This is a genomic window from Mesorhizobium sp. M0028 (assembly GCF_040323855.1).
Taxonomy (GTDB): Bacteria; Pseudomonadota; Alphaproteobacteria; order Rhizobiales; family Rhizobiaceae; genus Mesorhizobium.
Window position 1 is genome coordinate 158,559 of sequence record NZ_JAMYVG010000012.1, and the last position, 13,897, is coordinate 172,455.

The window sequence follows — 13,897 nt, forward strand, 5'->3', positions numbered from 1 at the left end:
CCGATGGCCCACGTGGTCCTCCAAGATCTCGTCAAGAGCTATGGCGGCTTCAAAGCTGTCAATCACGTCTCGCTGACGGTCAATGACGGCGAGTTCGTTGCGCTCGTCGGCCCTTCAGGCTGCGGCAAGACAACCACGCTCAATCTCGTCGCCGGGCTGACCCCGATCACATCGGGCGACATCATCATCGGCGAGCGGGTGGTCAACGACCTCGACCCCAAGGACCGGGATATCGCAATGGTGTTCCAGAACTACGCGCTCTACCCGCAGAAATCGGTCTACAAGAACCTGGCGTTCCCGCTTCAGATGCGCAAACTCCCTAGGGACGAGATCGACAAGAAGGTCAAGGAAGCGGCGCGGGTGCTCGACATGACGCATCTGCTCGAGCGCAAGCCGCGCGAACTTTCGGGCGGGCAGCAGCAGCGCGTGGCCCTTGGCCGTGCCCTCGTCCGCGACCCTGCGGTGTTCCTCATGGACGAACCACTCTCTAACCTCGATGCCAAACTGCGCGTACAGATGCGGTCGGAGATCAAGCGCTTCCACCAGGACCTCAAGGCAACGATCATCTATGTGACGCATGACCAGCTCGAGGCCGTGACCATGGCTGACAAGATGGCGGTGATGAATGGCGGCTACCTGCAGCAATACGATTCACCGGCGCAGGTCTTTGCCCATCCGGTGAACATGTTCGTCGCCAGCTTCATCGGCAGCCCGGCGATGAGCCTTATTCCGCTGGAGGCATCGACGGCAAACGGCAACACGGTGTTGACCGGCGCCGAGGGCTGGCGCCTTGAGCTCTCGCCGCGCAATGCCCAGAAGGTCGCGAGAGCGACGACCAAGAAAGTCGTGCTCGGCGCACGTCACTCGACGATCAAGCTCCACAAGAGCGCGGTCCCCGGTTCCATTCCGGCCAAGGCCTACACGGTGGAACCGACCGGAGACGTCACCTTCGTGCAGGCGTTTCTGTCCGGCGCCATCGTCAACGTCAGCGTGCCGCCGAACATTGCCGTCTCGCCGGACGAGCAGATCTGGCTCGAGTTCGACCAGGAGCGGATGCATCTGTTCGACGGCGAAACTGAAATGGCCCTCAAAGCCAACTGAGATAGGGCCGATGCGTGTGGAACGTGGGCGTGGATGACTGAGAAGCTTAAGATCACCGCGATCAAGCCCTATCCGGTTTGGGTAGGAACGCGCAACCAGATGCTCGTCAAGGTCGAGACCAACCAGGGCATCTTCGGCTGGGGCGAGAGCGGCTTGAGCGGTCGCGAGAGGGCCGTGGCCGGCGCGGTCGAGCACTATCGCGAGTTTCTCATCGGCCGCGACCCGATGCAGATCGGGCGGATCTGGCAGGAGGTTTATCGCAGCCAGTACTTCGAAGGCGGGCGAGTCCTGCAGGCGGCGATTTCCGCCATCGACATCGCCCTTCACGACATCAAGGGCAAGGCGCTGGGCGTGCCGGTCTACGAGCTGCTAGGCGGCAAGCAGCGCGACCGCGTCCCCACCTTCGCCTCGACCGGCGACGAGGCCGAGGGCGATGTTGCCATCGAACGGGCCCGCGAACTACGCGCACAGGGGTGGCAGGCGATCCGCTTCTTCCCCTTTGGGCAAAACAGCAAGGACATCTTCGAGCCGCGCGAGTCGATCGGCGCTACCGCGGGTATGCTGAACAAGGCGCGCGAGGCGCTGGGCGACGACGCCGTTCTCGGCATCGACTATCATCATCGGCTGTCGGTGGCAGAGGCGGCGAGCTTCTGCAACAAGCTCGGCCGCGGCGTGCTTGATTTCCTCGAGGAGCCAATACGGGACGAGACGCCGGAGGCCTATGAATCGCTGCGCACGATGACCGACATCCCCTTTGCCATCGGCGAGGAATTTGCCAGCAAGTGGCAGTTCCTGCCCTACATCGAGCGCGGCATCCATCAGTTCAACCGGATCGATGTTTGCAATGTCGGCGGGCTCACCGAGGCGATGAAGGTCGCTGGCTGGAGCGAGGCGCACTATGTGGACCTGATGCCGCACAATCCGCTTGGTCCAGTGTGCACGGCCGCTACCGTGCATCTCGCCGCCGCGGTACCCAACTTCGCGTGGCTCGAGACCAGGGCGCCCGAGACAAAGCTGGGCTTCGACAATTCCGACTTCTTCCCCGTGCAACCACGGCTCGACGGGACCGATTACCCGGTCGGCGATCTGCCGGGGCTCGGCGTCGAGGTCAACGAAGTGGCGGTCCAGGCGCAGAGTTGGCGTTTCTGGGAAGCGCCTCACCTTAAGCGCCGCGATGGTTCTGTTACGAACTGGTAGTTCCATTCATCCGGAGTCGACAATGACGCATACTTCCGACATCACGCGGCCGCCTAAAGACCTGATCGACGCGCTGAGGGAGATCGGCGCCGCGACGGTTGCCGGCACGCTTGGCCAAATGGGCTTCCGCAATCCGCACATGGTCGGTCCGGTGGCGCAAAACCATGGGAAGTCGATCGTCGGGCCGGCATTGACGCTGCAGTTCCTGCCGCAGCGGCCGGACCTGTTCACCGAGGGAGAATATGCCGATCCGGAGACCCAACTTCACCGGCACGTGCTCTACCACGCGCAGGAGGGCGATGTGGTCGTGGTCGACGCGCGCGGCGACATGAGCTCGGGTGTCTTTGGCGATATGATGTCGACTTATTTCAAGGGCAGGGGCGGGGCGGGTATCGTCATCGACGGGTGCATGCGCGACCGGCCCAATGTCGAAAAGCTCGATCTACCCCTATGGCTGCGCGGCTGGACGCCAAACTATCATGTGCAGACCAGCATCTATCCCAATGCCGTCAACGTTCCGATTGCCTGCGGCGGTGTCACGGTGATCCCCGGCGACATCATCGTCGCTGACGACGACGGCGTGGTGGTGCTTCCCGTCGTGATGGCCCCGAAGGTGATCGAAGAATCACAGAAGCATCACGATTGGGAGGAGTTTTCGCGAGCCAAGCTCATGGAGGGGGGCCCATTGCAACGCTACTATCCGCTGCATGACGATGCCCGCGGGGAGTACGAGGAGTGGCGCAAAGCAAATCGCTTGGAAAACCCGAGTTAGCGCATCAACTACCTCGTGGCGGGGCCGGGGAGTCGAGTTTCGTCGTCGGGCGCCCACTGCACTGCACTGAACGATCGAGACGGTCCGGCTCCCGCCATCTCGTGCGGGCACCAAGCGTTACACCATGCGGACCTCCAATGGCTAACCGGAAGCCTCATCAGCGCCTAGAAGCTGACGTAGCACCGGGCGTTCGGCAGCCGAGTTCCGCGACGATCGACGCCATTGGCGAAGGCGTGACGAAGCTTGTACGGGCTGCTGCAGAGTAACCTCATGTATCGCCAAGACACGCCAGGAGGCGGCTGCTGATCCTTCTCGCAGCGCGGATCACCTAGTCTCTAGGCGCGTCGAAACGCTTTTTCGGCGTCCGCCGGTACGAGGCACGATCAGCCTAGTCTAGTTCGAAAGAGCTCCTGAAGGCGACAAACGGCGGCAGGCTTAACAGAAAATCAGATGTCGGTTCAATTTCGCTCGCTGTCCCCAATGACTAGGTTCTGAACCAGGAAGTCGATGAAGACGCGCATCTTGGCAAGTGGAAGCCGGGTCGCTGGCCACACCACATGAATCGGGATCGGCGGTTGTTCGAACGCTGCCAGGATAACCTCAACCGCCCCGTCGTCTACCAGGTCTCTTACTTGCCAGAGTGGTACCCGACCGATGCCCAACCCCGCAGCGACCGCCGCATGGCTTGCGGCGGCATTGTCGACGTGAAATCGCGCACCCACATTGACGCTCAGCTGCTTGCCGGCTTCCAGGAATTGCCATTTTCCAGCATCGCGGTCGGTGTTGCGGAAGATGCACTGATGGTTCGCTAGCTCCTTCGGATGTTGTGGCCGCCCGTACGTGGCGAAATACGACGGAGCGCCGAAAATGACGAGACGCATCGCTCCAAGGCGCCGGGCCTTGAGATCGTAGTCGCGGAGTTCCCCGATGCGAACAGCAAGGTCGAGTTCATCTTCAATGAGATCGACGAATCGGTCCGACAGTTTGAGGTCGACCTCGATCCTCGGATAGCGCTCCATGAAGCGGGCCACGACGGGTACCAGGTAAGTAGGGCCGAAGAGCACCGGCGCTCCTACTCTTAGGAGTCCGAAAGGTTCGGCACTGCGCTTGCCGGCTTCGGCCTTTGCTTCGACAATCTCAGACAGTGCCGGTTTCACCCGTCGATAAAAGTCGTGGCCTGCCTCAGTCGTTTGCGTGTTGTGGGTGGTTCGGCGGACCAATTCGACGCCGACGCTGGTTTCAAGCGCGGCAAGCGACCGGCTGAAAGATTGCAAGGAGCGGCTGAGGTGCCGCGCCGCGGCTGAGAGATTGCCGCGCTCCACGACAGCGAGAAACGCCTCAATGTCTCGAAATCCGCCCATGATGATCTCTCAAATTTAGAGAGACCATATCACATTTTCCGCGCCTACCATCCGAAAAGCGGAACTCGATATTTCACTCGATGGGGCAGGGACGCCACCTCGCTACGAAAGGAAGAACTCATGTCAGAACCCAAGAAACGAACTGTTCTGGTTGTCGGTGCGTCCGGCCGCAGCGGCGGCTTCGTCGCGGCCGAGCTTGCCCGGCGGGGCATAGCGGTGAGGGCGTTGGTCCGCAGTGAGTACGCTGCTGCGACGGCACGCGCGAGCGGAGCGACCGAAATTGCTTCAGGTGACCTTCGAGATCCGGAGAGCCTAAAGGCAGCGCTGAGAAACGTCGACGGAGTCTATCATGTCGGACCGCCGTTCGTGGCCGATGAAGCGGACCTAGGCATAACCATGGTCAAGGCCGCAAAGCGTGCCGGTATCCGCAAGTTCGTTTTCTCTTCAGTTATCCACCCGGCGAACCGACTTGCAAACCACGCAAGCAAGCTGCCCGTTGAGCAGGCCATTCTCCGCGCGAATTTGGATTACACCATCCTCTATCCGGCGACGCTGTTTCAGAACATGGCAGCTGCTTGGAAAGGCGTGGTGGAAACCGGCGTCTTTGCCGAGCCGTTTGCGAAAACGGCGCGCCTGGCGCGTGTCGACTACCGCGACGTCGCCGAAGTGGCGGCCGAGGCCCTGACGTCCGACCGGCTCGCCTACGGCTCTTTCGAGCTTGCGGCAGAAAGTATGCACGATCGCGTTGAAATTGCGGGGATGATGAGCGTCGCCCTTGGCCGGCCCGTGGAGGCAGCCGAGGTGACGTTCGAGCAATGGACCGCTGTCGCGAAGCCGCCCTTCCGGGGGGAGCAGCTTGCTCAGCTCGAACGGGTATTTCAGTCCTATTCCGACTTCGGTTCCGCCGGAAACAGCCTGACCTTGCGTGCCATCCTCGGACGCCAGCCCCGCACGTTGCATCAGTTTTTCGAGGAACTTGCTGCAGCGTCGCGCGGGGCGGCCGCGGCCGCCTGATCTCATCGACGCCTTCGGCCATTTTCTCGCAAAGAGGGTATCTCCGATGTCGGTCTCCCAATTGATCTTCCAACTCGTGCCACGGCGCAGACACGGAACGTCATCTCTCGATTACCCTGGCAGAAGCAATGCCTCTGCCACCGAGGGCCGCTTGGTCCCAGTTTTCACCGCCGCCATCGCCGCAATCGTATTGAGCCTCTATGCCTCTCAACCGTTGCTCGGCTTGATTGGGACTACATTCGAGGTTGGTCCGGAAATGGCGGGGTTGGTTCCGACCGTCACACTGCTTGGTTACGCAGCCGGACTGATCTTCCTGGTCCCGCTCATCGATCTGATGGAGAACCGTTGGCTTATCGGGCTGACACTTGTCCTCATGGTGCTTTCGCTGATTGCCAGCGCGCTTGCCGCAACGGCGGCACTTTTTCTTGTCGCCTCGACCTCCGTCGGCATCACCTCCACGGTCGCGCAGATGCTCGTTCCGGTCATCGCGAGACTGGCGGCGGAAAAAGATCGGGGCCGCATCGTGGGCACGGTGCAGAGCGGCATCGTGGTGGGCGTCCTCCTGTCGCGCCCGTCCGCAAGCCTGGCTGCCGAGTTTCTTGGATGGCGTGCATTCTATGGTATCATGGCCGTATTGGTTGCTGTGCTCGGCCTGATCCTTGCGCGCGTTGTCAAGGCTCATCGCCCGGCGACCGGTCTTCAGTACGGCGCTCTCATCGGATCGCTTTGGAAGCTGATCCGTGAAGAGCCATTGCTGCGCCGTCGCGTGCTTTATCAGTTCCTGCTGATGGCTGCCTTCAATATTTTCTGGACGGCGGTCGCCCTGAGGCTTGCTGAGCCACCATTCGGGCTCGACCAGATTGGCATTGCAGCCTTCGCACTGGTCGGCATACCCGCTGCGTTGATTGCGCCTTTCACGGGCCGGATCGCCGATCGAGGCTGGTCAGATGGCGCAACGCGATTTGCACACCTGTCGGCTTTCATCGGCGTCGTGCTCATCGGATTGCCAACTTCCGGCGGCTGGGGTCTCTGGGAGGCGGATCGCTTCCCCTGGCTGTCGCTCGCGGCGTTGGCCATTGGGGCGGTTCTGCTTAATCTCGGTACTGTCGCCGACCAGGTGCTCGGCCGCATCGCCATCAACACAGTCCGACCGGAGGCGCGCGGACGCATGAATGCGCTTTTCACCGGGTTGTTCTTCTTGGGTGGGTCGGCCGGCTCCAGTCTCGCTGGAGTATGCTGGGCCCAGGCCGGCTGGGCAGGCATCAGCGGTGCAAGCTTGGTCTTTGCCTTTGCTGCACTGATCGCCAGCTCTGCGAACTGGCATCCGGGGACACCTTCGGTGCCGGGGGAAACCTCAACAAACCTGTAACAAACGAATAGTCAGCTCGCGCCGAGCTCGCCGGTGGCACAACGACGCGCCATGATGTTTGAATCCGGAGCCCACAATATGCGACGAATGAGGCCATGGCGCGGGATGCGTTGTCATCTTACCTCGTACGATGCCACTTGGCCCCGATGGCGGGCTACCTTTTCGCGATTCCCGCAAACCCGCATATTGCACCAGCGACGTTTTCCGCCCCGTGAGATGTCTACGAAGAGCCACCCACATCGTGGGCACACGCGGAGCCTTGCGCGGGGTAGCGTAAAAAACGCCTCGATGGACAAGAACGCAAGGAATGCGGTCACCAAGGCTGGGTCTTCCCATTGATCAGACGCCAGAGCGAGCCGTGTCCCATCCCACGCGACTTGCTGGGCTCCCAACCTGTTTGCGGCGCGTGAGCATAAAAGACCAAGCGGTTGCGAGGGAGGCTCCAGATTTGAGGCGATCGCGTCGAAGAGCGCGTATGACGATTCCCGTATGTCACGAACTTCGTGGAGGAAGTGCCGATCCCGTATCTCGGCAACGGCCACTGCTTCCTGTTCGTCTGCCAACCCCGCGGCGAGCAACCACGTCCCGATATCGCGAGGGGAGTTGAAGAGTTCATTGTGCAGGGGCGGGTTTCGCCGGTCATACACGGCGTTCGAAAGGTCGAGGGCGGCGTGGCCGCCTATGAAGTGCTCTGGCACCCAGGCCGTGGGATCGCGCGACAGGGAACTTAACCTTTAATATTCCGTTACATGGTTACAAAACGTAACCGGATTGACCGATTTATCAGGTTTCTTCGCTCGCTGCAAACCAAAGACGGAAAACGGCCATGCTGAACGTTCATAAAGCCAAGCATCATACGGTCGAAGTGGACGGGGTGAACTTGTTCGATCGCGAGGCGGGGCGGCGCGATGCGCCCGGTGTCCTGCTGCTCCACGGCCAGCCCAGCTCATCGTACAGCTTCCGCGACGTCATCAACCCGCTGGCGGAAGTGGCACGGGTCGTCGCGCCCGATCTGCCCGGGTTCAGCTTCACGGAGGCGCCAGAAGACTATCCGTATACGTTGGAGGCCCTGGCGCAGACGATCGACCCGCTCAAGTCATGTGTATGTCGGGCCGGCGACGCTTCGTGCGCAGCAGCTGCCCTACATCCACACCGACGCCGACAAGCTCAGCTGGCGAAAAGAGGTGGGCGACAAGCTCGATCCAAAGGCTGACCCGCTGGCGGAGAAGCGAAAGGCGTTCTGGGACCGCATCGGCACCATGCCCCCGGCCCAAGAGATCAGCGAGCTTGAGGCCCTTGGATCTGGCCCAGGCGAGGAGCGCTCCAACAAGTCCTTCTGCCCGTTTAGGTAAGTAGCCTCTCACGGAAGCATCAAGCACCGTAGCGGAAGGTTGCCTCGCTGGAGGATTGCTATATGGGAAAGCAACTTTTATCTGCTGCCACAGGAATCTTTCTATTCGTAGGTATCGGAACCGCCGCCGCTCAGGACGTCATCATTCAGCCTGAGCAAGACATGGTGATCCGGGAATATGTAAAGAAGAAGCCGATAGCATCCCTGAGCCTTCCCTGTGCTGAGCTCAACATTGGCACCGCTCTGCCCGACACAGTCAGAGCTTTACGAAGTGCCGGACGTTCAGTACCGCTATGTAGTTGCCGAGGGACGAACCGTCCTGGTTGATCCAGGTACCCGCAAAACTTTTAAGATCTACGACTGATTTTCTACCTGAAGCCCGCCGTGCCGAAAAGGTGCGGCGGGCTTTTTGCGTTCAGCCGATCCAAGCAACTGATCGGGAAGCCTTTCGTTTCGTAGAACCAAAACCGGTGACAATCGTTTCGTAACTATGGCGATCCCGCCTGATGGAGAAAACCATGGACTGGAACCGCGTGGAAGGAAACTGGAAGCAGGTCAAAGGCAAAGTTAAAGAACAGTGGGGCAAGCTCACTGATGACGATCTCGATCTAATTGCCGGAAAGCGTGACCAGCTCGAAGGCAAAATTCAGGAACGCTACGGCATCGAAAAGGACAGGGTCCGATCCGACGTCGATGACTGGTACAGCCGCCAATCATGGTAGCGGACGATGCGCCCGCCGCCGGCATACGGCGGCGGGCAGCCTCACGGAACGCGCGAGATGCCGCGTTTGGTTCCAAAGTCGCCAGGAGCTATGTCGGGTTCTTCATGCTTACTGCCATCAATACTTCCGGTACTCCGGCAAGCGACGAGGTCGATAGCTTCGTCATCCTGCCACCTTCAGGGGCTCGGTCCGAAGCGGTGTTGCGCGAGGTCGAAGCATTCCTGAAGGCCTGCTTCCCGGAATATGATTTTCTTGCAAACGGCTGCGGCACGCCGTTCGACGATGACTACCAAATCGTGCCAATCCGTTGCGTTTGCGGCGAGGAGCCGGGCACGTTGCGCTTGCTCGACTTTCCTGACCCGTCCATCATGATGGGCATCGCTGCCGCTCTGAAAAGTTTCAGGCCAGGGCAGCCGCCGGCGCTGAACTAGAGGGACGGTCGCGCCGCCGGGCTTCCTTTGCGCCCCGCCATCAAAGACGAGGAACGCGACGGCTTTTCCGCTCGTTGATCCTTTATGCCCTCTACCTCGATTCGCAAAACGGAGTACGATCCCGAGCGGAAGGTACTTTCGGTGTGGTTCGTGGCCAGCGGCAAGCGGTACGAGTTTGAGGGTGTTCCGCCAGAGACCTTTGCGGCATTCAAAGCCGCGTTCGCGAAGGGCCGCGAGCGATAGCGACCCGGGATGACCTGACATGTCGTGGCGAGGTGGCGCTAAGTGCGACCAGTCCTTGGGACCTCGTCCAGGAGACTTGGACCTTTGCTCGGTGGCAACTGGCCGTCGGGAGTGAGCTTGTCCACTGCGTCAGGGAGTTCTCTTGTGAGCCGATCGAGAAGCTCGTCATGGGACAATCCGGTCTGCTCGGCCAGATCGTTCAACGTTTGCGGGTCGATTGCTTTTTCAACCTGCTCCCGCTGAACGGGTCGGTTTGATCCTTTACTTACCCACGAATCAACCTGGTCGCCGGCACCTGCATTCCTGAGGCGGTCCAGGATGTCGCCGAGGCCGCCGGGCGAGCCGGCACTATTGGGATCTGTCGATCTCTTTCCCGCGATCAGCTCGCCGATCTTGTCCTTGTTCTTGTAGGCAAGCAGGCCAAGCAACGCTATGGCGACCTTTCCTATGTCAAGGCTCATTTGTCGTCTCCTTCATCCAAAAGGGACAAGGCATGCGGCTCTGAAAGGTTCCGCTGGGTCGGATCTCCCACCGGAATTCCGGGCCAGCCTCGCACATGTTGTATATTAGCATCTGCGGAACTTTCGGCCCTTTCGCGTGTTGGTGCCTGTACTCCGGCCAGACAGCAAATTGTGATCAGCTGTTGGTTGCACTTGGCCCGTCGGCTTCGGTCGGCGGGCTTTTGTTGTCTTGGGCAGAACCCCCGCCTGCGACGATGGTTCGATCAAGCAGCACCGTGCCGCCAGCCGCATAACGGTTCGTTAGGCATGTTGAGGCGGGTGATGGGACTATCTCCAAACGTTCCATCGACCGTCTTCCAAGCGCTCGGTAGGCGGGCAGGCATGCATCATCTCCCAATGGGTGTCGCCCTCGCCATTTCGCTTGCATTCGGTATAGTCGTGACGGCGATTGCCGGGAAGGATCAGTCGGAAGGCTGCAGCACGTGGTGCTCATCGGTCCTGGGCGATGTTCCCATGAGGGGCACGCGTCACGATGTAGAGGCGGAACCCATCGGGCACTCCGAGCCCTAAACAGAGGGCCGTAGCACCCCCTGGACGACCGCGGTGCGCTGAGCCTCGATGCCCAGTCCCGAGCGGCCTTACCGCCGCGTGGAGACACCACTGCGCTCGGCAACTTGACCTCCCCAAGGGTGCGCAAACTGCAACCCACCGTTTGGTGGCGCCAAGCGTCTAAGACCCCGGGCCCCGGTAAAAAGCGGAGCCAATGATTAGATGGCTCTAGTCGGGAACAAAGTCGAATACCCATGATTTTGTACGTTGCCCTGAGTGGCAGGACCGATAGCTATCCAACGGGTGTTCCATGGATTCTCCAACGTTGCCTCCGCCACCTCCGACTGAACTCAGCCAAACACTGAAACGCAATATCCAAGCGATTGAGGAGCGCCGGGCGAAGGAAGCAAGCGATGCAACTTTGGAAGAGAAAATCGCTGAGGCGATTACTTCTTTTACGGGCAGTATGCGTTTCGTGTACCTTCACTTGGCCGTGTATGGCGGCTGGATCGTCTTGAACTTGGGCTGGATACCGATCACTCCGCCATTTGATCCGACATTCGTGATATTGGCTATGGTAGCTTCCGTCGAGGCCATATTCCTCTCGACCTTTGTACTGATCAGCCAAAACCGGATGTCAGTTGCCGCAGATAAACGGGCGGATCTGGACCTTCAGGTGAGCCTGCTAACGGAGCACGAACTCACAAAGCTTACTGAACTTGTCGATTCAATAGCGGATCGGTTGAGTGTAAAACCAGCCTTAAGCGATATAGAAGTCGGCGAGATTAAGAGAGACATTGCGCCAGAAGCAGTACTGGACGAGATCGAATCGAAGCAGCGGGAGACTGCGAAGAAGCTGGACCAGCGCTGAAGGTGGTGACGAAGGTCACTGATGTGTCTCCCTCTAGCTCATGGATCGACGTCTCCTTCCGGCGCGCCCTGGTCTTCAGCCAGAAGATTGCTTCAGTGACGGCCCTCGACCTTCACCGCTCGCCTTGCGGTATAGGTTCTCGGCGACCCGTGCGTCGGCCTTGATGGCGCCGCTCTCGAGCTTATGGGCATAGGTCGCCTTAAACCTGCTCGTCTGTGGCGAGCACGCAGGCAATGTCGCCCGTGCTAAGCCCGAAGCCGGCCAGCGCCTCCACCCTACCCGCGAGGTTCATCTGAGCGGGCCGGAAGCAGGTCAATCAGAACGAGCGCGTCGGCACCGCATGGAAGACGTCGCGAAAGCCGCGAATATCACTCGGTCAAGCTCGACGATCCAAGCTTTCCTGCTCCGATTTATGCAAGCGTGGTCGATACCCAGACAAAAAACGAGTTCTCGCTCATCATTTTCCCGCCGCGCCGCAGAGTGATCCGCCCCAACACGGAGCCCCGTCGCAAAAGGCGGGCTTCGCCACGTTCAGGTACGACACTGCTTGGAGCTCCTTATCGGGTGCAGCACGCTACGCTTTGACGAGTGCCTTGCGCGCCTTCTTCACCGGCGACTTGACGGCCGTTGCGGTTGTTGTCGCCGCCGCGGCGCGAGCAGCTCGTTTTGGTTTTTCTGCCGCTGCTGGTGCGGGCGCCGCCTTGCGCCCGAGCCCAATTGATTTCGCAAGAGCCGAGCGGGTGGCTGCGTAGTTCGGCGCCACCATCGGATAGTCGGACGGCAGGCTCCATTTCTGGCGGTACGCGTCGGGCGTTAAATTGTAATGAACTCCGATGTGCCTCTTGAGGGATTTGAACTTCTTCCCGTCTTCCAGGCAGATGATGAAATCAGGTGACACTGATTTCTTGATCGACACCGCCGGCTCCAGCTTGACTGCGGCCGGAACGACAGGCGTGCCGATCCCTTGCAAAGCAACATAGGTGTCCCCAATCAGCTTCGACAACTCGCCGACCGGCAAGGGATTGTTCGACACGTAGGCGGAAACGATGTCGGCCGTAATTGATGTGAGATCAGCCTGGTTGTTTCGGTCCGGAGAAACGTTCATCGAGTTTTCCTCTTGTCTAATGGCACGCGTTGAAACGGATGAGCTGTTTATTTCGGAATCAGGCAAACAATTCGTCGTTTCGCCAACAAACCTCATTCGTTGCAAATATCAACCGGCACGCTTCGCTTTCATCAGCTCCAGACAAGGTTGGGAGGCGCTCGAGGTCGGCAGCCTGCTGATGAAGCAATGCAACAGCAGCTTATTCGGCGGGGTCGAGGTCCGACACAATGCCACCGATCGGCAGCGGCAGGAACGAGGCCCAGATCACTGGGCCCGCTGTCTGAGAAGTGCCAGGTCAGCGTCCCATTGACGTCGAAGGCTACAGCCGGACCGGTCTGCGCGACACGCGCATGAGCCCGCGGAAGCAGCGGCGATGATATCGCCGAACTCTCGCGCCCTCGGCATCGCCAGGCAGACATCCCCGGCTGTTCGGGTGCCTCGGCGCTTCAGAACGGCCATCCAGCATCCGGAGTTGGTGCGCAATCTGATCGTGATTACGATAGCGTGCTGGCGAGCTTTTCTCGCTTGACGCTTTGCCACGGGTGCGTTTTTCTCTTGGGCCATGCTCAAGCCCTTGCTAGACACCGACGTTGCCGACGAGGCGCCTGGCTACGACGAAGAGCACCTGCTTACCTTTATGCTTGATGCTTCTGACGAAGGGGCCGATTGGAGGGAAGTTTCTAGGATCGTTCTGCACGTGGATTCGGACAAGGAGCCGGAGCGGGCCTTCACAGCCTGGCAGACGCATCTAGCGCGCGCGCACTGGATGACCATCAACGGCTATCGATATCTTCTTTCCGGTAGCGCGCTGCGAAGCCAAGATCTGGTGAAAGTCACCGCGATGAAGATCGGAATGGTATGGACGGCTCGTTTGAACGGCATTTTGAAGTCCCAAATTTCAGTAGCTAAGCAGCGGCGCGGGTATGATCTTTCACAAACCCGCGCACCGGGTACAGCCCAACCCAATTCCACGCCACTGGCGTGGTGCAATGCCTGATAGACCGGTCGTGCTGTAGAGTGCGGCGTGTTTTTCACGGTCGGTCGCACAACTCTTCAGCTTGGATAGGTGAGGACAGCGCCGCCTCGGTCCAATCCGATCTTCCGAGCCTCAAACTCGGTCCTGGATTGCGCAAGGAGATGTGGCATGGTTGGTTCTGATCGGATCGACAAACTGATCGCAGCGGTGCCCGCGGCCTTGGCGCTTCGCGCCGGGCTGGACCTCGGCATCTTCACCCGGCTCGGGAGCAGCGCGGTGACCGCTGACGGCCTTGGGGCCGCGCTCAAAGTCGAGCCCGATCGTCTGTCGCGGCTCCTCTACGCGCTCGCCAGCATCGGTCTCCTCGAAGTCAA

The 13,897-nt window shown here is 60.0% G+C and carries 16 protein-coding genes and 2 pseudogenes; 14 read left to right on the plus strand and 4 right to left on the minus strand.

The window, feature by feature from the left end:
- Positions 1–3 precede the first annotated feature (3 nt).
- From NKJ93_RS21800 to NKJ93_RS21810, 3 genes are read left to right on the plus strand one after another with little or no spacing between them, the layout of a single operon-like run.
- A complete protein-coding gene (locus NKJ93_RS21800; protein WP_352591046.1) occupies positions 4–1,101 on the plus strand; it encodes an ABC transporter ATP-binding protein in 1,098 nt (365 codons plus the stop codon).
- Between the two features lie 33 nt (positions 1,102–1,134).
- On the plus strand, positions 1,135–2,298 hold the full coding sequence (locus NKJ93_RS21805) for a mandelate racemase/muconate lactonizing enzyme family protein (RefSeq protein ID WP_352591049.1): 1,164 nt from the start codon (positions 1,135–1,137) through the stop codon (positions 2,296–2,298).
- A 22-nt stretch (positions 2,299–2,320) separates the two neighbouring features.
- Positions 2,321–3,070, plus strand: a complete 750-nt coding sequence (locus NKJ93_RS21810) for a ribonuclease activity regulator RraA (RefSeq protein WP_023721821.1) — start codon at positions 2,321–2,323, stop codon at positions 3,068–3,070.
- A 458-nt stretch (positions 3,071–3,528) separates the two neighbouring features.
- Here the strand turns inward: NKJ93_RS21810 and NKJ93_RS21815 are convergent, their stop codons facing one another.
- Entirely contained in the window at positions 3,529–4,431 is a 903-nt protein-coding gene (locus tag NKJ93_RS21815; protein ID WP_352591052.1) for a LysR family transcriptional regulator, read from the minus strand.
- A gap of 120 nt (positions 4,432–4,551) precedes the next feature.
- On the opposite strand from NKJ93_RS21815, the gene NKJ93_RS21820 reads away from it, so the two are divergent.
- Entirely contained in the window at positions 4,552–5,445 is an 894-nt protein-coding gene (locus NKJ93_RS21820; RefSeq protein ID WP_352591055.1) for an NmrA family NAD(P)-binding protein, read from the plus strand.
- 151 nt (positions 5,446–5,596) lie between these two features.
- The gene (locus NKJ93_RS21825) at positions 5,597–6,814 is read left to right on the plus strand and encodes an MFS transporter (RefSeq protein ID WP_352591058.1); all 1,218 of its coding nucleotides are present in this window, start codon (positions 5,597–5,599) and stop codon (positions 6,812–6,814) included.
- A gap of 113 nt (positions 6,815–6,927) precedes the next feature.
- On the opposite strand, the gene NKJ93_RS21830 is transcribed toward NKJ93_RS21825, so the two are convergent.
- Positions 6,928–7,512: a CGNR zinc finger domain-containing protein gene (locus tag NKJ93_RS21830; protein ID WP_023721817.1), complete on the minus strand. Its 585-nt coding sequence runs from the start codon at positions 7,510–7,512 to the stop codon at positions 6,928–6,930.
- Positions 7,513–7,640: 128 nt separating this feature from the next.
- On the opposite strand from NKJ93_RS21830, the gene NKJ93_RS21835 reads away from it, so the two are divergent.
- The 5 genes and pseudogenes from NKJ93_RS21835 to NKJ93_RS21855 all read left to right on the plus strand — a co-directional run bounded on the left by NKJ93_RS21835 (position 7,641) and on the right by NKJ93_RS21855 (position 9,561).
- Complete coding sequence (locus NKJ93_RS21835) at positions 7,641–8,027, plus strand: alpha/beta fold hydrolase (RefSeq protein ID WP_245278717.1); 387 nt, start codon at positions 7,641–7,643, stop codon at positions 8,025–8,027.
- A gap of 201 nt (positions 8,028–8,228) precedes the next feature.
- A pseudogene (locus NKJ93_RS21840) lies at positions 8,229–8,529 on the plus strand (DUF1236 domain-containing protein).
- Positions 8,530–8,683: 154 nt separating this feature from the next.
- Positions 8,684–8,887 (plus strand): CsbD family protein, encoded by a 204-nt coding sequence (locus NKJ93_RS21845; RefSeq protein WP_031194857.1) that lies wholly within the window; start codon positions 8,684–8,686, stop codon positions 8,885–8,887.
- A gap of 200 nt (positions 8,888–9,087) precedes the next feature.
- Entirely contained in the window at positions 9,088–9,318 is a 231-nt protein-coding gene (locus NKJ93_RS21850; RefSeq protein ID WP_352496536.1) for a hypothetical protein, read from the plus strand.
- Positions 9,319–9,402: 84 nt separating this feature from the next.
- Positions 9,403–9,561 carry a KTSC domain-containing protein gene (locus NKJ93_RS21855; protein ID WP_023721813.1) on the plus strand — a complete coding sequence of 53 codons (159 nt, stop codon included), beginning with the start codon at positions 9,403–9,405 and terminating at the stop codon, positions 9,559–9,561.
- A 38-nt stretch (positions 9,562–9,599) separates the two neighbouring features.
- Here NKJ93_RS21855 and NKJ93_RS21860 read toward each other — a convergent pair whose 3' ends face one another.
- Complete coding sequence (locus NKJ93_RS21860) at positions 9,600–10,022, minus strand: YidB family protein (protein WP_023721812.1); 423 nt, start codon at positions 10,020–10,022, stop codon at positions 9,600–9,602.
- 859 nt (positions 10,023–10,881) lie between these two features.
- On the opposite strand from NKJ93_RS21860, the gene NKJ93_RS21865 reads away from it, so the two are divergent.
- Both NKJ93_RS21865 and NKJ93_RS33660 read left to right on the plus strand, forming a co-directional pair.
- Positions 10,882–11,442: a DUF1003 domain-containing protein gene (locus tag NKJ93_RS21865; RefSeq protein ID WP_023721810.1), complete on the plus strand. Its 561-nt coding sequence runs from the start codon at positions 10,882–10,884 to the stop codon at positions 11,440–11,442.
- A gap of 315 nt (positions 11,443–11,757) precedes the next feature.
- Complete coding sequence (locus NKJ93_RS33660) at positions 11,758–12,027, plus strand: DUF736 family protein (RefSeq protein WP_084643003.1); 270 nt, start codon at positions 11,758–11,760, stop codon at positions 12,025–12,027.
- On the opposite strand, the gene NKJ93_RS21875 is transcribed toward NKJ93_RS33660, so the two are convergent.
- Positions 12,017–12,547 carry a Ros/MucR family transcriptional regulator gene (locus NKJ93_RS21875; protein WP_023721808.1) on the minus strand — a complete coding sequence of 177 codons (531 nt, stop codon included), beginning with the start codon at positions 12,545–12,547 and terminating at the stop codon, positions 12,017–12,019. The genes NKJ93_RS33660 and NKJ93_RS21875 overlap by 11 nt on opposite strands.
- Positions 12,548–13,109: 562 nt before the next feature.
- Here NKJ93_RS21875 and NKJ93_RS21880 point away from each other — a divergent pair.
- Positions 13,110–13,355, plus strand: a pseudogene (locus NKJ93_RS21880) (DUF2285 domain-containing protein); the annotation flags it as partial.
- Positions 13,356–13,691: 336 nt separating this feature from the next.
- A partial coding sequence (locus NKJ93_RS21885; RefSeq protein ID WP_502904404.1) for a methyltransferase family protein occupies positions 13,692–13,897 on the plus strand: 206 nt, incomplete at its 3' end.